The sequence below is a fragment of the Rivularia sp. PCC 7116 genome (assembly GCF_000316665.1).
GTDB lineage: Bacteria > Cyanobacteriota > Cyanobacteriia > Cyanobacteriales > Nostocaceae > Rivularia.
Genome location: NC_019678.1, coordinates 7,415,449 through 7,435,013, shown reverse-complemented (window position 1 = coordinate 7,435,013; position 19,565 = coordinate 7,415,449). Strand labels below are relative to the sequence as shown.

Here is a 19,565-nt window from a genome sequence, read left to right as displayed (position 1 = left end):
GCAATCGATATATAGGCATCCTATTTAAATACTAAATATTAAATAAATTAGGTATTCGTATAAGATTATAAGTCAATTGTTATCTAAAGGTTATTGGCAAGATAAATAATAGTTAGTATCTTTTACCAATTCTTTATAGATTTATATCATTTAGACCTGAATTATCACATAAAATTGGTATTAATTATTTTGTGATTTATACTTTACTTCTTTGTATCCCAGATAAAGTGGGAAGCCTCAGTCACTTAAAGAAAAGTTAAGAAGGCAAATTGAATTGATTTTTGTATTTTATTTAACTTAAAATCCTCATATTCCCACTCATTCTATTTCTATATACTTGCTTCCTTTAATTGCGATAGCTTCACTTCTTTGTCAATATCTAATCCAGCAAGGAATTGTCTATCTTCATTAATATGTGGAATTTTTAAATGAGAATCGGGTATGCCTTTCTGTAAAAGCCGCTGACGAACTGTAGCAAAACTTCCAGGAGCTAAAATCCGTAGGCGGGGTGGCGGGAGTATATTATGTACTCGCTTATCTTCGTAGGATACGTTGGCTTGCTGCATTTTGCGATCGAATTGGGCAATAAATTTTTCTGAGTTATGCAGAGGGTGATCTGGAAGTAGTTCAATATTTAATAAATAGCATGGAGGAATCTCATCATCAGATAAAGTTATGCAGTAATTTTCTAAAGGTAAATCAAACTCTTTTTGCAACTGCTGCATTACCTGAGTTGCATGAAATTCGTTGGTTTTCTCGCTGGTAGCAGATAACAATCCTCCCATGCGATGACGAAATACAATTATGGGAGCTTGTTCGTAAAAATCTACAATTTCTACAACATCGCCAATATCATAGCGGTATAAACCGCTGTAGTTAGTGACAACAATTCGATAATATTCCCCAACTTCTACTTCATGAGCTAAAACAGTTTTCGGCTGTTCTTTTTCCCATTCATCTGAAGGAATAAATTCAAAGAAGCCGCTGTCAATAGCTAAAATCGTACCATCGCTATTAAAGTCTTCATAAATACCGAAAGTTGCTTCGGAGGCTGCATAAATTCCCCCAAAAATTGGGGTATCGCCGAAATATTTATGAAACTTTTCAAAATAGAAATTGGAAGTACCACCACGAGCGGTAATTATCCATGAAAGATTCTGCCAAGCCATTTTAGGTGTCAGAGTTCCCTCACTTTCTAAAATTGAGCCTAATTCCGCTGCTCGCTGGGGTGCTGCACTCAATTGTTTTTCTAAGGCTTGACGTATTTCGGGTTCTAAATTTAGCCAAGAAGCAATCTTGCCAGTTTCTATATCTTTAATTAAATCTGCCGCATAACGTTGTAAATAATCGGCTAGCTGTAAAGCTAATATTGGGAAATTGGCACCAATAACCCGCATTTGGGGATTTCGTAGGGCAAACAATAGACAAACGTAATTACGAGCCAAGCTATCTGCTGGCTTCAACGCATCATAAGGATGTACGAATACTTGTCTATAAAGAAAATCCATATTGCGTAAATCCCCGACGCTGGATGTGCCGTAAGCAATACCACCACTCGTGCGATCGCGAATTTGTATGGAAGTAGTTAGCAGCATTTTACCAATTGGTAAACCTCTTTTAATTGCAGCATCAGTCATAAATCCCAAAGACTGCTGAGTAACTCTAGAACGGACTTTACGCACTCTTTTTGTTACCGGGATCAATTTTTGTTTGCCTGTGGAACCGCTACTTTGATTAAAATAAACTACCGGATCTGAAGTAAGGATGTTTTGCTCCCCTTTGGCAATACGTTCGACGTATTTTTCGTAACCACTATAAGTAAGAATAGGAATTTTTTGTTTAAATTGTTCTATCGTCTTAATATCTTTAAAACTGTAATCTTTTCCAAATTCAGTTTGTTGATGAGTTTTAAGTAGAGAAAACAAAAATTTCTCTTGACAAATTGCTGCTTTACGAGTTTTGCGTACAAAAATCGCTTTAGATAATCTTGCCGCGCTAGTCAATAGAGTTAGAGTGAAATTTGGCATTTAATCCTCACACGAATTATTAAGAAAATATGAACAATCGTTGAAGCGACTTTACAAAACTAATTAAAACTAACTAAAGTTAGGGAAATACTACGACAAAAAATTTGGAGTGAAGAAAATACTACTACTCGCATTCCAGTCTGTCGAGGGAAGTCACTTACAAAAGAAGTGTTTATTATGTTGTGAGTACCATTAATAGAAATGTGCATCTGCGTAAATGAAAATGGGGAAAAGTTATGGAATACATAGATTTAGGAGTTTTTTTAAACTCAATCCATTGTCAATCATTTCATATGTGGTGATTTGAGATTGACATCTATATATTTGGATAGAATATTTTATTGGTAGACCTTATTGCTACCGAAAAGTTCCAAATTAAATACAATCAAATTTTCAAACAGAATTATAAACATCAGGTGACATTGGTCAATTCAATGCTGAAATTGTATTTTTTTCACTTTTAGAAAAAAAGCTTAAACAATATTTGGATTTTATTTAACGGTGTTCATCAATTCAAACAGTTGAGTTTTAAATTTTATTCATCAGCTAACTTGAAGTCACGGTTATATAAAAAACTTAGAATCTAAAATTTATGTGGGTTACAGTCGTTTTTGCATTTAATTGTAAGAGGCAATCAATTCACTAACTAAATTTTATATTTGTCTACTACTCCTAAATTTTTGCTAGCTGCTTCATTTTTAAATCATTACTATAGCATTCAAAAAACTGTTTTTAAAGCAAGTTAGACTTGAATTAAACGGATTCTTCCAAGCATAGCTTACCTGTTTTAGTCCAAAAATAAACAATATATCCCAACCATTTTTAGTAACTGAGCCTGTACTTGCCGCTAAAAATACCACGTAGATTTTTCTTTGACTAAATAATTCAAAATTGCTTTTCTACTGTAAATCCGCACGTTCCCACATAAAAATTAGGTATTACCCCTAATTATAAAAAGGAACGATTTCTTCTTACTCTTGCGTCAATGAACGAGTGAAGGTAAGTTGCCTTATTAGTAAAATCTCTTAATGACTGTGTTTTCATGGTTTCTATTGCTCGCAAAAATCTGTTTGAAGACATTCCGCGCTTTTTAGTAGCTCAAGCCGGAATTATGTTCGCTGTCAGCTTAGTAACTATTCAAACTGGAGTATTCAATGGTGTTATTCGCTCTACTGCAAGTTTGGTAGAAAACTCCCGAGCCGATATCTGGTTAGCATCAGACAAAATGGTACAACTCGAACTTACCCAACCACTTATTTATGACTATGCAGTCAGAGCTAAAAAAGTTGATGGGGTAAAGCGAGCCGAAGCTTTGCTTCAAGGTACAGCTAGGTGGAATTTGCCTAATGGCAAATTGAATGTAGTAAAAGTATACGGATTTCCTCCTAAAGGAAGATTGTTTGTTCCCGGAGATATGGTCAGAGGCAACGTAAAATCTCTGAGCAACCCTTATACAGCCATAATTGACAAAACCAATTTAAAATCTCTCAAAGTTAATAAAATCGGAGACAGCGCTCAAATTGGCTCATTGCCAGTACAGGTAGTTGGTTTAACTGAAAATACCCAATCAGTTGTCTCAAGCTCTTTCTTATTTACTTCTCTAGAAACTGCAAATGCCTACGCGAATGCTAGCGTTACCACCAACGTAAACTGTACCTGGGTAGGAGAAGAACTTCAGTGTCGCAACGTTTATCAAAAAGATGCCGATGCGAAGAAAAACCAATCAGCTAACGAGCCACCACCCAAACTAAGCTTAAATACACCCATCTCTTACGTACTAATCCAAGCAGAGCCAGGTCAAAATATCCCACAATTAAAAAAACGTTTAGAAGGCACCTTCCCCGAAACTAAAGCGTATACCACCAAAGAAATGTCTAAAAAGATACGAGGGTATTGGCAGCAATCAACGGGTATCGGATTTATTTTAGGCTTAGGTGCCGGAGTTGGGGTAGTTGTTGGAGTAGTAATAGTAGGTCAAATTCTATACTCTGCCGTTGCAGACCATTTAAAAGAGTTTGGAACACTCAAAGCAATGGGAGCGTCAAATAGGGTGATATACGGTGTAATTATTGAGCAAGCCTTATGGATGGCAATCCTTGGTTATATCCCCGGAATGTTGCTTTGTTGGGGTTTGGGTGCTTGGACTTTGGCGACTCAAGGAATCGTTATTTTAATAACTCCATTAACAGGCGTTGGAGTTTTTGGCATAACCGTTTTGATGTGTGTCGGTTCTGCCTTATTTGCAATTCAAAAAGTAAGTAAAGTAGATCCAGCAATCGTATTCAAAGCATAGTGTTTTATACGGCTGGAGTTCTCTATCTTTAGAGTTAATTATTTAAATCTCATACTGAATACATATAAGTAAATTGCTTCTCCTTGCACGAAGCTTGAAAATCAATATCCTGATCCTAAAGAAATGACTATTTCTCAAAATCGATGTATAGTGACTTCCAGAATTGACAGTTGGAATGATTCAAAGTCTATTGATGTAAGTAAATTGAAAACTTCTGCTATTTCTGCCAGAGGAGTAGAAATGGTGTATCAATCTGGTAAGCAGCGTTACGTAGCACTAAAGGGGATTGATTTAGATATTCCTAAAGGTACTATCCAGTTGCTCATGGGGCATTCCGGCTCTGGAAAAACTACATTACTATCAATTCTGGCAGGGATTTTGACTCCTACTTCTGGGAGCATCAATCTTTTGGGAGAGGAAATTACGCGAATGTCTCGTAAAAAGTTATCTCGCTTTAGAAGAGATAATATTGGTTTTATTTTTCAAGGGTTCAACCTTTTTGGTGCCTTAAATGCAGTAGAGAATGTGCAACTTGCTTTAGAAATAAAAGGTATTAAGGGAAAATCTGCGACTAATCAGGCTTTAGAACTACTGGATATGGTTGGTTTAGCAAACAAAGCCAACTTACTTCCTCGTGACTTATCTGGTGGGCAAAAACAAAGGATAGCAATAGCTCGTGCTTTAGCGGGAAATCCTCAGTTGATTATGGCTGATGAACCAACTGCGGCACTAGATTCTCATAACGGGCAAGCCGTTATCGAATTATTGTGTAATTTAGCTAAAGAAGGTGGGAGTACGGTTGTTATGGTGACTCACGATTCCCGAATTCAAAGTTTTGCTGATAATGTCGCGTTTTTAGAAGATGGTGAAATTACTGAAAATTATCTTTAATTGGTAATTGGTAATTGGTAGTTGGTAATTGTTAGTTGATAATTGGTAATTAATGCCCCATAAATAAGATTTAGGGGCTATATTTTTTCCACCTTATTAAGCCATATTGCTCGTTAATAACAATCAAAAATTAACCAGTAACAACAAAAGGTTTAAATACCTCAATTAATTCTGAGCGACTTACAGCTAATGTAGGTAAAGATTTGGTACTGTAGTCTTCCCCTGCAATTAAAGGAAAAGGTTCCGATTTTAAAGAAATCCAGCAGCCCCCAGCAGCTTGTAAAATTACCCAAGCTCCAGCAATATCCCATACCTTTGGTGTCGCTTCAACCGCACCTAAAACCGCTCCCGTAGCCACAGTGAGAAAATTATAGCTAGCAACACCAAGCATTCTAATTTTGCAAGGAAAATCTTTGTTAATTATTGACGTACTGCGAGAGCATACGTTGAAAAAGTGATTTTTACTGATATCATCGCCGCTAGCTTTAATCGGAAGATTATTACAAAATGCTCCTTGCGGTAAATCTAATTCAGAATTACCTTGCCAATAACCATGAAAAGCTTCGTTAGTAGGTGGTGCGTAAACATAACCAAATACGGGAGTGCCTCTATAAAGTAATCCTAGAGAAATACACCAAATAGGAATACCCCTGGTAAAATTCGTTGTGCCATCTAAAGGATCGACAACCCAGCACCATTCTTTATCGGGAAATACTTTATCGTTTTCTTCGCTGAGAACACCGTGATTGGGAAATTGAGCAAAAATAGCTTCTCGAATTTCATTATCTGCCCATTTATCGGCTTTAGTAACTAAACTACCGTCTGCCTTATTATCGGCTTGTACTTTGCCGAAATATTCCATCAACTGATTTCCGACTCTAACAGTAGTAATTTGAGAAAATTCTAAAAGAGAATTATAAAAATTATTCATATTATTAATGAGTAATAGGTAATTGGTAATTACTTGTTTCCAGACTCCGGTTGATAACAGACTTCAAAAGGCTCTGCCTAGGCTGTTGACTCTGTAGCTTTTTGAGATTAATAAGTAAGTTCATGCAATAAGTGCGTTTTTATTTGGTGCATTGACAAATGAAGAATAAATTTTTTGTGGGGTGTGTTAGATGCACGACAATTTGTCTATTAATATGAAATTTCGACATCATCGAATGCACCATAACGCTGACACAATAAAAACATGAATTAAAATCATCCAAATCCCACTCAAGTCAACAGCTTAGGCTCTGCCTCTACTGATAAAGAAGGCACAGCCTTCCGAGCATTACTACCAGGTAGAACCTGGTAAAAATAAAAGCAAATCATAATTAATAATTGATTTAGTCTAATTCATTCTCCAAAATCGAAGAAATCGCCACTTTTGCATTCTTTTGAAACTCTTTAACATTAATTCGACGTAATAATACAATTGCCAAAATCATTCCTACTGCTTGAAGAAAAAATACCAACCCATAAGCCATTTCTGGCAATTCAAATAAATATTTTCCTAAATTTAAAAATCCTCCACCCAGAACTGTTGCAGAACCCCTAGCCATTGCTTGAGCTAATCCCCATGCACCAATAAAAGTTCCCGCAGTTTCTGCCGCAGTTAAATCCAACATTAAGGTAGTAGCGCCTGCTGTCAGCATTCCAGAAGACAATCCGAAAAACAGCAAACTACCCATCAACATACTTTTACTGGCACTAAATCCAGCCAAAATAATAAAAATGTTGCTGACTGCTGCGCTTATACATCCAAATTTAGTGGTATTTTTCTTTCCCAAACGAGGTACTAAGAAAAAACCAGTTGAAGCTATTCCAATTAAAGTACCGATTCCAAAAGGAACATTTAACCTGGTGGTTTCAGCAATACACATTCCAAACACTTCACCACCAAAAGGTTCTAGTACTGAATCTTGCATGAAAAGACTTATACTTAATACCAATAAAAACCCGAAAAATAAACCAGTTTGACGGTTTGCAGTAAGAACTTTTAATGCTTGATTTAAAGTTATTTGGTCTTCTCTTTCTGCAGCATTTGAACGTAAAGAATAGCGAGAATATTTTTTTTCTACCCCAAAAGTTGCCAATATACATAGTGCAAAAACTATGGCTGGCATAATAATAAATACGGGGTTAATTATAGCTTGCAGTTGCTCAATATTAGCTATTTCGCCAGATTGAGAAGGATTATAAGTTGAAATAGCAGCCCCACAAACTTCCGGCGTTTCTAACAATCTAGAGCTAACAATTGCCCCAATCACAATACCAATCATCAACATTGACCAGACAACACCAATCAACTTAGAACGATTGTCTTCGTCAGTTACATCTACCAATAAAGCAGCAAAAGGAGTTGAACTTGCACTAAGAGCTAAACCATAAATTGCAAAAACTAATGCTAGTATTGCAGCCCAACTGTAGGATTGAAAACTCCATCCACGAGCCTGCAAACTGAAGCCTAACTGCCATACAACTTGCAATGCAAGAAAAGAAATTGTAGTAAAAAAAGCTGCACCAATCCATATATATCCGGAACGATGATAGCCCCGAATTGTCTTGGCATCAGACATCTGCCCAAACCAAATTCGAGCCGGACTAACAAACTGATACATGGCGATCGCACCAGCTGCAATCAGTGGCAAAACCTTGAGTTCGTCAATCATGACTCGGTTAAGTACTCCTAATGTGAGGAGAGACATAATACCGAGTCCCATTTGAAATAAACCCAAACGGAACATAGTCAAAATCTTGATTCTAGGAAGCGATTTGATTTGTTCGGAATTGTTGGATTCTGGATTGGGTGAAGAATCGCTGCTTGCCATAATCACTAAAACGGAAAATGATATATTTTGCAGCCATTACAGACAAATTGAATTAATGGCTGCTTTGCTATTATCCCATTACAATCAACGAATAATTATTCTTTTGCTTACAGCATCTATAATTGGATTTGCTAATAATTGGCTAATAATATATTTTGTATGACTCAAGCAAACGCTATTTGTAATTACTAGCGAAACTCAGTATAGGGTTGGATTCGCACAATCGATTTTGCGATTACTGCGCCCTTCATCAGCCCCGATCGAGTTCAAATTCAGCATAACGACATCTCCTTTCCTAGTAAGAAAATAACAAAGCAGTGATGTTTTAAAGTAAAGTAAAAATATTTAATCTCTAATCAATAGTGGAAAGCATCACATTAGGACAAAATTCTGTATCAGTGACCCCTTTGTGTCTGGGGACTTGGGCTTGGGGAGATAAATTATTTTGGAATTATGGTAATGGCTATGGTTCGGAACAGGTAGAGCAAGCTTTTAACGCAGCAATTGAGGCAGGTATCACGTTTTTTGATACAGCGGAAGTCTATGGTTTAGGACTTTCAGAAGAATTGCTGGGAAAGTTTATGAAAAATACGGATAAAGAGGTACAGATAGCAACGAAGTTTGGTCCTTTACCTTGGCGATTTTCTGCTGAATCTGTTAGCGAAGCCTTAACTGAAAGTTTAAAACGTCTTCAAGTACAGCAAATTGCTTTATATCAAGTACATTGGCCTTTTACTTTTTTCATGAGCCAGGAAACTCTAATGAATGCTTTAGCAACAGAAGTAGAAAAAGGCAGAATAAAAACAATTGGTGTAAGTAATTATTCCCAAAGTCAAATGCAAGAAGCGCACCAAATTTTAGCCCGTCGCGGCATACCTTTAGCAGTTAATCAGGTGCGTTATTCTTTACTAACTCGTCAAGTTGAAAGCCAAGGAATTATTGCTACAGCAAAGCGTCTAGGAGTGAAAATCTTAGCTTATAGTCCTTTAGCTCAAGGCTTACTTACGGGTAAATATTCTTTAGATAGTAATATAAATCCTACAGGAGCAAGAAGCATAGACCCAAGATTTAATAAAGATAATTTACAAAAAATTGAACCAGTAATATCTTTATTACGCAATATCGGTGAAAAATATAGTCGTACTCCCGCCCAAGTAGCTTTAAACTGGTTGATTGCTCAAGGTAATGTAATTCCAATTTCTGGGGTAAAAACAGCAGAACAAGTTCAACAAAATGCTGGAGCTGTAGATTGGAAATTAAGCGATGATGAGGTTACTCGGTTAAACGAAATTAGCCGTCCTTGGCTGAATTAGCAAGGTTAAAGGTTAAAAGTTAAGGATAATTATTCCTTATTCCTAACTCTTATTCCCTATTTTCTTCTGTACAAAAACAATAACTGGCTCCATTGCCCTCTTCTCAACTTACTTCTAGCATATCTAGAAGCATGAAGTTTGCATTGAAACCAGTTGTTTTTTAATTTAACAAACTGAGCTTGAATATTTGAAATATCAAGTTCGATTGATTTCTACATTTATCTTCGGTTGTAGTTCAACTAATAACCGTTCAAAACTCTTCAGCTAGCTATCAGTCTTTAACAGCCTTGTCAATAACTTAAGCGATCAAACGAACCTGATACACTTTATTATTTCATCCAACATCAAGATGAAAATTTGGTTTCTCTACTAGTATTGCTCTATATAAAATACTTAATCAAAAAACCAGTAGAGATTATTTCTTGGAAAGAAAATCAAAGATTATGATTCTTTCGCAGCACTAGAAGATGTTTCGCGTTGATTTGTTTTCAATTTTGGCTTAGGAGTTGCGCCGCCTCCATTGTTACCACCACCACGCTTATCTCTCTTACCATCTACCCAACGACGATTTCTATCGCCCGAAGATCGACGTGATGAAGAACGTAGTTTTGGTTTGGGTGTGGAGTAGTTTGCGTCCTCTTCTGGTATGTTGTCTGCTTTTAACCAAGCTGGACGAGTTTGATCGTAAGCAATTTGTAAGGCTGCTGCTGCAATAGCATGAGCATCATACTCTTCACTCAGTTCGCGTACTATCGGCAAAAATGAAGCTAAACGCTCGCCACTCAAAGCTTCTTTAACTTGGACTTGCAGTTTTTCCAACTGTTTCGCTTCTATTTGAGCGCGAGTTGGAATAGAAAGCATTTGCCAGCTTTGCTTGTTATGACGTTCGATAACTTGCTGTTTGCGTCGCTCGAATGGCTGTACCAAGGAAATTGCAGTTCCTTCTTTTCCAGCCCTACCAGTACGACCAATTCTGTGAACAAAAGTTTCTACGCTGTCAGGTAAATCAAAATTGATTACGTGAGAAAGCTCATCAACATCCAAACCTCTGGCAGCAATATCAGTTGCTACTACCCAACGTACTTGACGATTGCGAAAACGTCCCAATAATCTTTCCCGCGCTTGCTGGGATAAATCGCCGTGATATTCATCAACACTATGCCCGGCTGATTGCAATTGGTTTGTCAATTCCGCTGCGGTACGTCGAGTACGAACGAAAATTAACGCCGTTTCGGGATCTTCCATTTCTAAAATGGGCTGTAAAGCTCTTGCTTTTGTCCAGTGACGCGGTATCAAGTAAGCGACCTGGTTAATTTTATTCGGAGCTGCTTTTGGTTGTTGAACTGTCACCGTTACAGGATCGTTCAAAAACTTATTTACCAATTGGCGAATTGATGGCGGCATTGTTGCTGAAAACAAAGCAGTTTGGCGCTCTTTTGGTGCCCGAGAAAGAATTTTCTCAACATCATCAATAAAGCCCATGCTCAACATTTCATCAGCTTCATCCAACACAAACCATTTAACATGGTCTAGCTTCAAGCAGCCTCTATCTAATAAATCAATTACACGTCCTGGGGTACCGACTACAACATGAACGCCGCGTTTTAGCTGCATCATTTGACGGTCGATTGATTGTCCGCCGTAAATTGCTAACACTTTCAGTCTTTGAGCACCAACGAATTCAGAAACAGCGCTATGAACCTGAATTGCTAATTCACGAGTCGGAGCTAAAACTACTGCCTGTACTACTTTTTGAGTGGGATCTATTCTCTCCAGAATTGGCAAGGAAAATGCTGCGGTTTTACCGGTACCAGTTTGGGATTGACCTACTACGTCACGACCAGAAAGTAATTGGGGTATTGCTTGTTGTTGAATATTTGTGGGTGTAGTAAAACCTAGCTTCTCTAGTTGTGCAAGACGTTGTGCTGAAATTCCCAAATCTTCAAAAGTAAGACTCATCAATTCTCCTATGTTTTTAGTTTAATCTTCAATATTTGTCTTAATTGTTAGCCTATTAGTCAAGCAAAATTTGTAACTAATAGCTAAAGTACCGAGGTGAAAAAAATCTAAACTACTTCACCATACAAATCATATGCATCAGCTTTATTAATCTTTACCGGTACGATGCTTCCCAAACTTGCTTCTCCACGAACATATATCTGTCCGTCAACTTCTGGAGCGAATCTATTAGAACGACCAATTAGTTCCGCCCGAATCGGATTTTCTTGCTCGACCAATACATCAACTATTTTGCCTACCTGTTGCTGATTTTGTCTCCAAGAAATCGGCTGCTGAATTTGCATTAATACATCTCGCCGCTCATCCATTAACTTTTGCGGCACTTGCAAAGGTAAGTTATACGCTTTTGTTCCTTCCTCCGGTGAAAAAGTAAAAACACCTACATGATCGAACTCATGTCGCTCAACAAACTCACACAAATGATTGAAATGCTCGTCTGTTTCGCCAGGAAAACCCACTATGAAGGTTGTTCGCAACACTGCATCAGGTAAAGCCTGCTTGATATTCTCAATAACTGCATCGTTTACCTGTCCTTGCCAAGGACGATTCATAGCACGAAGAATTTCAGGGTGGGAGTGCTGTAATGGCAAATCTAGATAAGGTAAAACATTGCTGTTTTCTTTAATTGCTGCAATTACATCTGAGGTCAGCCCCGTTGGATAAGCATAGTGCATCCGAATCCACGGTACATCGACCTTACTCAAAGCACGAAGCAATTCTGCTAACTGCGGCTTACCGTAAATATCTATACCGTAATTTGTAGTAATCTGAGAGATTAATATTATCTCCCTTACTCCTTGAGATGCCAACTGCTCCGCTTCGGCAACTATTGACTCAATAGTACGCGAACGTTGATTCCCTCGCAGGTGAGGAATTATACAAAATGCACAACGATAATCACACCCTTCAGCAACCCTTAAGTAAGCCACACCCTCTGATGTAGTCCGATAGCGAGGCGTTGTTTCATCGGCAATAAAAGTAGGTTCGGCGCTTACTTGCTTAACACGTTCGCCAAGCTGGGTTCGCTCAATAACATTAACAATTTTGTCATAATCACCCGTACCTACAACGGCTACAGCTTCTGGCAGCTCTTCCAATAACTGCTCTTGGAAATGCTGCGCCATACAGCCAGTAATTACTATTTTTTTATCAGCCTCTGCCAATTCAACTAAGGTTCTAACAGATTCCTCACGTGCTGCTGCAATAAAACTACAAGTATTGACTATTACATAATCTGCTAATTCTTCATTACTGTCCACACCGTAACCTGCTTCTACTAGCAGACCGAGCATATGCTCCGTATCAATTCTATTTTTCTCGCAGCCTAGGTGAGAAATTGCAATTGTTGGCTTATCACCCATATTATAAAAGATATTTCGCTGTTTCGAGTTAAACGTTTCAAGTCATGACTAAAGAGTCTTAAGTTTTACCTTTATATATAAACGGCAAAAATCAATTCCCTTAGCCAACTCTTCTTAACCGATATGAACCAACTATAAGATTAAAGTTTTATCTCGACCGGACATCAAAGAGATTGTGAATCAGGTATAACTATTTATATTCGTCTTTTAAAAAATATTAAATAGCTTTCCATACTCACCTGGTCTGTTCTATTTTTTTACATATTAGTTGTTTGGATGTGTAACATTACCGCAGTCCGTAAAATACTGATTTAATCGTTAGGAAGCAGCCGATTGAAATCGGTTTTTGTAGAGAAGTCGCTACCCTAGCAAATTTAATACCAGGCTAATTTACGCTTTCACCAGCGGTAATACTACCCCTTTCCCAAGCGAATGCCTGTATCTGTTGCAGACTATACCGTTTTATAGGCAAACCTGCAAGCCGCTGCATCGGCGAGCGGCAGACTCCTCTTATATCACCTTTTATCTTAACATATCTTATGAAATATTTTTTGCCAATTTACATCTGAAGGAGGAGGTAATTTACTTTTGTTGAATAAGCATTTTGTAAAGAAAATTATTTGTCTTTGATTTAAGATATAGCGTCAATCCAGGTAAAATGGTTTTCGTATGTTTTTGGCGAAGCTTAAATCAAGCTTGTAGCAAGAATAGCTCATGAAAATGGTTGATTCTCGTACTAGACTTTAACAAAAAGTGACCGTGCTTTACCTGTTAAACAGAATACACGGTAACATCAGTTATAGTAACGTCAGTTGCTCTACCGCCAACAAATGCGCTACTGGCGCTCAACTCGGGAAACCACCAAGAGTCCGTAAATAGAAAAGACGTGGATTTATATCATTTATTTAAAACACGAAGACCGATTATTGGTGTGGTTCACCTATTACCGTTGCCTACATCGCCGCGTTGGGGAGGTAGTCTCAAAGCGGTAATTGACCGTGCCGAACAAGAAGCAGTCGCCCTTGCAAGCGGGGGAATTGATGGCATAATTATCGAAAATTTTTTTGATGCGCCATTTACCAAGAATCAGGTAGATCCGGCGGTTGTAAGCGCGATGACTGTTGTAGTTAAGCGCATCCAAAATTTGGTTACTGTGCCTATTGGTTTAAACGTTTTGCGGAATGACGCTCGAAGTGCGATCGCTATTGCAAGTTGTACTGGAGCGCAATTTATTCGCGTTAACGTATTGACGGGAGTGATGGCAACAGACCAAGGATTAATTGAAGGAGAAGCACATCAATTATTAAGATACCGTCGAGAATTGGGCAGCGAGGTGAAAATTCTGGCGGATGTTTTGGTTAAACATGCTCGTCCTTTAGGTTCGGTGAATTTGACCACCGCCGTCCAAGATACAATTGAACGTGGATTAGCAGATGCAGTTATTTTATCTGGTTGGGCTACAGGAGATCCTCCGAATCCCCAGGATTTGGAACTAGCATCCAGAGCGGCAAAAGGTACTCCGGTATTTGTGGGTAGTGGAGCGAGTTGGGATAATATTGCTACACTAATGCAAGCTGCAGATGGTGTAATTGTTTCTAGTTCTCTAAAACGTCACGGTAACCGCGAGCAAACGATAGATCCAATCCGCGTAAGTCAGTTTGTGGAAGCTGCTCGACAAAACTTGAATTCCAACAATTCCAAAGGTCAAACCGAATCAGTATCATCTTTCAAGCTACATTCTTAAACAAGGAAATCGGGAATAGCGATGCTGAGGATTTGTAGTAGTTATTAATCAATTCGATAGCAGCAATATTTTATTGTTGGAATCGTTGAGACATATTTATTCTAAATCTAGTAAAACTAAAGTAATTTGTTTACTTGCAGCTAATCCTAGTTTTGACTAAATTAAGCTATAGAAATCCAATTTGAATTGCTTACTGTATATAGGTTTAGAATAAAAATTCTAATTTACTCTCTATTTCCGATTTATTAATCTCAATTAATAATGTTTTAGCTTATGATTCGTCGTCGTTCTACACCTTGGATTCATCGCTTTTCGCGTTTGTTAATTGCAGGAATCGCTTCCTGCGGTGCTTTAGTTACTGGTTATTTAACCATCGTTAAGTTCACTGGAGGAGAGGCTGCTTGTACTGCTGCTTCTGCTGCTGCTGGTACGGGTGCTGGATGTAATAGCGTTCTTTCCAGCCCTTGGGCAACCGTACTCGGACAACCGCTAGCTTTGTTTGGCTTTCTCGCGTATTTCAGTATGTTGGTGTTTGCTCTTGCGCCTTTGCTTCTAAAAGGTGGAGAAAATAAAGAGCAGCGTCAGAAGATAGAAAACTTAACATGGATGTTTTTGCTGATTGGCTCAATTTCCATGACGGTTTTCAGCAGCTATCTAATGTATGTATTATTTAGCCAAATCAAAACTGTTTGCCCTTACTGTATTGCATCAGCTTTGTTTTCATTAACTATGCTGGTACTGACAATTATGGGTCGTATTTGGGAGGATATAGGGCAAATTTTCTTTACTGCAATTATTGTAGGTATGGTAACGCTGATAGGAACTTTGGGCGTTTATGCTGGCGTTACCCCTGGTGGGACTGCCCAACAACCCAATCAGATTGAAAGTGGCGCAATAAATTTTGTTCCTAAAGAAAATCCCAAACCAGGAATTGGCTGGGAAATTACCACTACTTCTGGGGAAGCAGAAATTGCACTAGCACGTCACCTCAAAGATATTGGTGCCCAAGAATATATTGCTTGGTGGTGTCCTCACTGTCATGACCAAAAATTATTGTTTGGCAAGGAAGCTTATAAAGAAGTTCCTTATACGGATTGCGCTCCTGCGGATAATCCCAATGCTCAAAAACCCGAATGTAGGGCAGCTGGCATTCAAAGCTATCCTACCTGGAAGATCAAAGGAAAAACATATACAGGAGCACAAAGCCTTGAGGAGTTAGCAAAAGCTTCTGGTTATGAAGGTCCAACCAATTTTAAGTATTACCTACGTCGTTAATATAGTTAGCTGATTGTTTGAAAAATTACAGCAAAATAGAACTCTCAACCACTTGGGGTATTTGCTTCAGGTGGCTTTTTATTTTTGATATCCAATTGCAAATTTCATCTTAGCAACAAAGCAAATCTTAGATTAGTAAAGTATATTCTGATGCTAAGGAATATCTAATCTATCCCAAAAGAGTTTTATGATATGATAACCGCACTTCATTTAGCTGCAAAGCGCTGTATCTATATATTAGAAATTTAATAATTAAGCAAAACTAAGGACAATACCTTCTATTTTACCCATACACGCATTGTTAACTACGCGAAGCAATCTCTCTAGCCCCTATCATTGCTTACCCACACCTTCTTCCCTTTGCAATGACAATTTCTAATTGTTCCCATCCTAAAATTAATATTTAAATTAATATATTTTAATTCCACACTTGCGGATAGCATGTTTTTTTAAGTACCCTTTAATTATGTAATATCAGTGCTTGCACTAATGATTATTCTCGGCGAAAAATAACGCTTACTATTGCTTGGTAAACCGTACTAGATGCAAAAGAAGCTAACTGTATTAGGGAACCATACCCAGGCAAAACAACTCTAGAAAATTTAGTAAATTACTAAATAGGTATGCATCAATAAATCTAAATCTGTAAATAAAACCAAATAATTCAAAACATGTGTGAAGATGCATGTTTTCCATGAGAGCGAACACTCAGTTTCAAAATTCAAACACATATAGCAATCCTGTTTGAATTTTGAAAAATACTCAGTACATTTTCTGTTCCCTATTCCCTATTCCCTAGCCGCAACGAGTTATTCAGAAATCAAAACGGATTCCTATAGTTAGATTTAACAATGCTAACTCACTTAAAACTAAATAAATTTGATGCGTACTGCAATTGGATTGATTATATTTAGATACTGATTTCAACTTTATCAACTATCTAACTACCAATTATTAATAACTAAAAAGTATTGATGGTTATATAGCGAATTCTTAACTAGAAAATTTTTCTCCCGAAAGACTAATGGGAATTAGAAAAAAGCCGATCGCAAATTTACAACAATATATATTTCCACTGCAACAGAGTTTTTTTAGGAAACATAGAGAATTAATTACTGCTTCTATTGTACTATCCTGCGTAATTATATTGCGATTTTTGGGATTATTACAATCATTAGAACTGACTGCTTTAGACAATTTTTTTCAATTGCGTCAAGTTGAATCTCTTCAAGAGAGAATTACTATAGTGGCTATGGATGAAAAATCTTTACGCAATTTTAATTATTGGCCAATTTCTGATAGTAAACTGGCTGAATTATTACTAAAAATACAAGATTATCAACCTCGTGCTATTGGTCTAGATATCTATAGGGATTTAGCGGTACCACCTGGAACAGATAAACTTAATGAAGTATTTGAATCAATGCCGAATTTAGTAGGAATTGAGTTACTTCCAGATAGTCAAAATAATCAAAATAGTCATGTTAAAGCGCCACCCTTATTGAAGGAAAAAGATAAGATAGGTATTAACAATACAATACAAGACGCTGATGGTAAAGTGCGCCGTGGTTTGTTGTACGCCTACTTCGGCAAAACATATGAGAGCTTTGCTTTAAAATTAGCTCTATTGTATTTGAAATCGGAAAATATTGTCCCGAAACAGGCGAAAAATTCTCAATATTTACAATTAGGTAAAGCTAAATTTATTAGATTTAAACCAAATGACGGTGGATATGTAAACGCCGATAATGGCGGCTACCAATTTTTATCTAATTTTCCTAAACCGGCTTGCAAACAAGGTTGTGATGGAAAACCCTATGGTTTTCGTAAATTAAATGTAGAGAAAGTATTAGCTGGGAATGTCCCTGAAAATTGGATTAAAGACCGTATTATACTAATTGGTTACACAGCGGCGAGTTTACCAGATTTAAAATTAACTCCCTACTCTAATCGTTTTATGGGTCAAGAACTACAAGCGATTCCTGGTGTAGAATTGCAAGCTTATTTTACCCATGAAATTATTTCTGCTGCTTTAGAAGGTAGGCAGTTAATGAGAGTTTGGTCTGAACCTATAGAATACTTGTGGATTGGAATATGGGCTTATATGGGAGCAATAATTCGATGGCAATTTAGAAGTTATGTCGCCAACTTTTTATGGGTTTTATTGCTGTGTTCTCTGTTAACGGGTAATTCTTATCTTTTATTCTTAAATGGCTGGTGGATACCGTTAATTCCCACATTGATAACCTATATTGCTTCAGTCGTTTTTGTTACTGCCCAAATTGCTCATAGTCAGGAAGAGTTCAAACGCTCTAAAGAGTTTTTACAGCAAGTAATTAATACAGTTGCAGATCCAATTTTTGTTAAGAACGAGAAACATCAATGGATTGTGCTTAACGATGCTTTTAGTGAATTAATTGGCTGTTCAAAAGATGAGTTGTTAGATAAATGTGATTATGATTTGTTCCCTAAGCATGAAGCAGATGCTTTCCGGGAAAAAGATGAATATGTTTTTAGAACCCAAGAACTGCTTGAAAATGAGGAGAAACTTACGGATACGAGTAATGAAGTTCATTTCATCGCTACCAAACGTTCGCTTCATAGAGATGCGGCAGGAAACTTATTTTTGGTTGGGGTGACTCGCGATATCACCAAACGCAAACTCTTGGAAGACGAATTGAAGCGTACTGCCGATGAACTTTCTCGCTCCAATGACGAGTTAAAACTTAAAGAAGATCGTTTACGCTATATCGCCTATCACGACGCTTTGACGGGTTTACCAAATCGTAAAGCTTTTGCTGAAGAACTGCATGAGTCTTTGTGTTGGGCTGATAATAGTAATTATTTGGTAGCGTTACTGTTTGTAGATCTAGATGGGTTTAAACAGATAAACGATTCTTTAGGACACGAAATGGGCGACCTTTTATTAGTTACGGTTGCTCAAAGACTCGGCAATTGCCTGCGTGGCAGCGATACTGTATCGCGATTGGGTGGGGATGAGTTCACTATAATTTTACGAAGAATTCCTCACCGGCAAGTAGCAGCAAAAATCGCAGATAAAATCCTTAAGAGTGTTACTGAACCTATCACTCTAGAAGGTCATAGTGCTAGAGTTTCCGCTAGTATCGGCATTAGCATCTATCCACACACTGCTAACAACCCAGAAAAGTTACTTAAAAAAGCCGATATTGCAATGTATCGCGCTAAACGTTTAGGAAAAAATCGTCATCAATTCGCCGAATAATTTTTCAGCCTACTGAAACAATAGTCAGTATATAAAGTCACTATAAGTTAATCTAGTTTTGACTTTTTTACAGTAAAAACCGTAATTCCTCAAATATACCTGCATCTATATAAAGGAATATACCTTCATCTATATAAAGATCTATCGGGAACTTGCAGCACTCAACCTGTAGACTTAATCAGTTTGATAGAGAAAAGTGGCTTAAGGTTTATTACGGATCGTAAGTGCTTCAACTCAAGTGCAATTACGAATATATTTATGAACAAATATGAAGTTTCGTAAAAATATGCCAAAGTGGCAACATAGATAAATAATTTTTAGTTATTTTCTCTGATAAAGAGAAATTGAGGTATAACCAATTTTAAATAAATATCCGTATTAATTACATATTGTCAGCCGAAATACTTCGTGATAGTACGTAAAAGATTAAGATAATTTAAAGAAAATTTTCAGCAGACAGCTAATTTGAGTAAATTTATGCATTAGGTCTAACTTAGGGCAGATGGCGATAAGCATTCATTAGTAATACTACTTATTAAGACAATGTTTAGATTCTGAGACTTTTTTCTTTCTTTAGAT

At 37.3% G+C, this 19,565-nt stretch carries 11 protein-coding genes; 6 read left to right on the top strand and 5 right to left on the bottom strand.

Features of this window, described 5'->3' with window-relative positions:
- Nucleotides 1-329 precede the first annotated feature (329 nt).
- On the bottom strand, nt 330-2,027 hold the full coding sequence (locus tag RIV7116_RS28525) for a GH3 auxin-responsive promoter family protein (RefSeq protein ID WP_015121802.1): 1,698 nt from the start codon (nt 2,025-2,027) through the stop codon (nt 330-332).
- Between the two features lie 1,042 nt (nt 2,028-3,069).
- On the opposite strand from RIV7116_RS28525, the gene RIV7116_RS28520 reads away from it, so the two are divergent.
- Together RIV7116_RS28520 and RIV7116_RS28515 are read left to right on the top strand one after the other, a co-directional pair.
- Nucleotides 3,070-4,320, top strand: a complete 1,251-nt coding sequence (locus tag RIV7116_RS28520; protein ID WP_015121801.1) for an FtsX-like permease family protein — start codon at nt 3,070-3,072, stop codon at nt 4,318-4,320.
- 123 nt (nt 4,321-4,443) lie between these two features.
- A complete protein-coding gene (locus RIV7116_RS28515) occupies nt 4,444-5,211 on the top strand; it encodes an ABC transporter ATP-binding protein (protein ID WP_015121800.1) in 768 nt (255 codons plus the stop codon).
- Nucleotides 5,212-5,341: 130 nt separating this feature from the next.
- Here RIV7116_RS28515 and RIV7116_RS28510 read toward each other — a convergent pair whose 3' ends face one another.
- Together RIV7116_RS28510 and RIV7116_RS28505 are read right to left on the bottom strand one after the other, a co-directional pair.
- Nucleotides 5,342-6,142, bottom strand: a complete 801-nt coding sequence (locus tag RIV7116_RS28510; protein ID WP_015121799.1) for an inositol monophosphatase family protein — start codon at nt 6,140-6,142, stop codon at nt 5,342-5,344.
- A gap of 403 nt (nt 6,143-6,545) precedes the next feature.
- Nucleotides 6,546-8,030 (bottom strand): BCD family MFS transporter, encoded by a 1,485-nt coding sequence (locus RIV7116_RS28505; RefSeq protein WP_015121798.1) that lies wholly within the window; start codon nt 8,028-8,030, stop codon nt 6,546-6,548.
- Nucleotides 8,031-8,392: 362 nt separating this feature from the next.
- Here RIV7116_RS28505 and RIV7116_RS28500 point away from each other — a divergent pair, with 362 nt between their 5' ends.
- A complete protein-coding gene (locus tag RIV7116_RS28500; protein WP_015121797.1) occupies nt 8,393-9,343 on the top strand; it encodes an aldo/keto reductase in 951 nt (316 codons plus the stop codon).
- Nucleotides 9,344-9,784: 441 nt separating this feature from the next.
- On the opposite strand, the gene RIV7116_RS28495 is transcribed toward RIV7116_RS28500, so the two are convergent.
- Both RIV7116_RS28495 and rimO read right to left on the bottom strand, forming a co-directional pair.
- Nucleotides 9,785-11,302: a DEAD/DEAH box helicase gene (locus RIV7116_RS28495; RefSeq protein ID WP_015121796.1), complete on the bottom strand. Its 1,518-nt coding sequence runs from the start codon at nt 11,300-11,302 to the stop codon at nt 9,785-9,787.
- A 107-nt stretch (nt 11,303-11,409) separates the two neighbouring features.
- Nucleotides 11,410-12,723 (bottom strand): 30S ribosomal protein S12 methylthiotransferase RimO, encoded by a 1,314-nt coding sequence (gene rimO / locus RIV7116_RS28490; RefSeq protein ID WP_015121795.1) that lies wholly within the window; start codon nt 12,721-12,723, stop codon nt 11,410-11,412.
- An 886-nt stretch (nt 12,724-13,609) separates the two neighbouring features.
- Here rimO and btpA point away from each other — a divergent pair.
- The 3 genes from btpA (at nt 13,610) to RIV7116_RS28475 (ending at nt 18,986) form a co-directional block, all read left to right on the top strand.
- Nucleotides 13,610-14,467, top strand: a complete 858-nt coding sequence (gene btpA / locus RIV7116_RS28485) for a photosystem I biogenesis protein BtpA (protein WP_015121794.1) — start codon at nt 13,610-13,612, stop codon at nt 14,465-14,467.
- Nucleotides 14,468-14,740: 273 nt separating this feature from the next.
- Nucleotides 14,741-15,742 carry a vitamin K epoxide reductase family protein gene (locus RIV7116_RS28480; protein ID WP_015121793.1) on the top strand — a complete coding sequence of 334 codons (1,002 nt, stop codon included), beginning with the start codon at nt 14,741-14,743 and terminating at the stop codon, nt 15,740-15,742.
- Between the two features lie 1,024 nt (nt 15,743-16,766).
- Nucleotides 16,767-18,986, top strand: a complete 2,220-nt coding sequence (locus RIV7116_RS28475) for a CHASE2 domain-containing protein (RefSeq protein WP_015121792.1) — start codon at nt 16,767-16,769, stop codon at nt 18,984-18,986.
- Nucleotides 18,987-19,565 lie beyond the last annotated feature (579 nt).

Excerpts from the sequence above, each read along its gene's own strand:
- rimO (WP_015121795.1), bottom strand. The coding sequence starts at position 12,723 with ATGGGTGATAAGCCAACAATTGCAATTTCTCACCTAGGCTGCGAGAAA.
- RIV7116_RS28510 (WP_015121799.1), bottom strand. The coding sequence starts at position 6,142 with ATGAATAATTTTTATAATTCTCTTTTAGAATTTTCTCAAATTACTACT.
- RIV7116_RS28495 (WP_015121796.1), bottom strand. The coding sequence starts at position 11,302 with ATGAGTCTTACTTTTGAAGATTTGGGAATTTCAGCACAACGTCTTGCA.
- RIV7116_RS28480 (WP_015121793.1), top strand. The coding sequence starts at position 14,741 with ATGATTCGTCGTCGTTCTACACCTTGGATTCATCGCTTTTCGCGTTTG.
- RIV7116_RS28515 (WP_015121800.1), top strand. The coding sequence starts at position 4,444 with ATGACTATTTCTCAAAATCGATGTATAGTGACTTCCAGAATTGACAGT.
- RIV7116_RS28525 (WP_015121802.1), bottom strand. The coding sequence starts at position 2,027 with ATGCCAAATTTCACTCTAACTCTATTGACTAGCGCGGCAAGATTATCT.
- RIV7116_RS28520 (WP_015121801.1), top strand. The coding sequence starts at position 3,070 with ATGGTTTCTATTGCTCGCAAAAATCTGTTTGAAGACATTCCGCGCTTT.
- RIV7116_RS28475 (WP_015121792.1), top strand. The coding sequence starts at position 16,767 with ATGGGAATTAGAAAAAAGCCGATCGCAAATTTACAACAATATATATTT.
- RIV7116_RS28505 (WP_015121798.1), bottom strand. The coding sequence starts at position 8,030 with ATGGCAAGCAGCGATTCTTCACCCAATCCAGAATCCAACAATTCCGAA.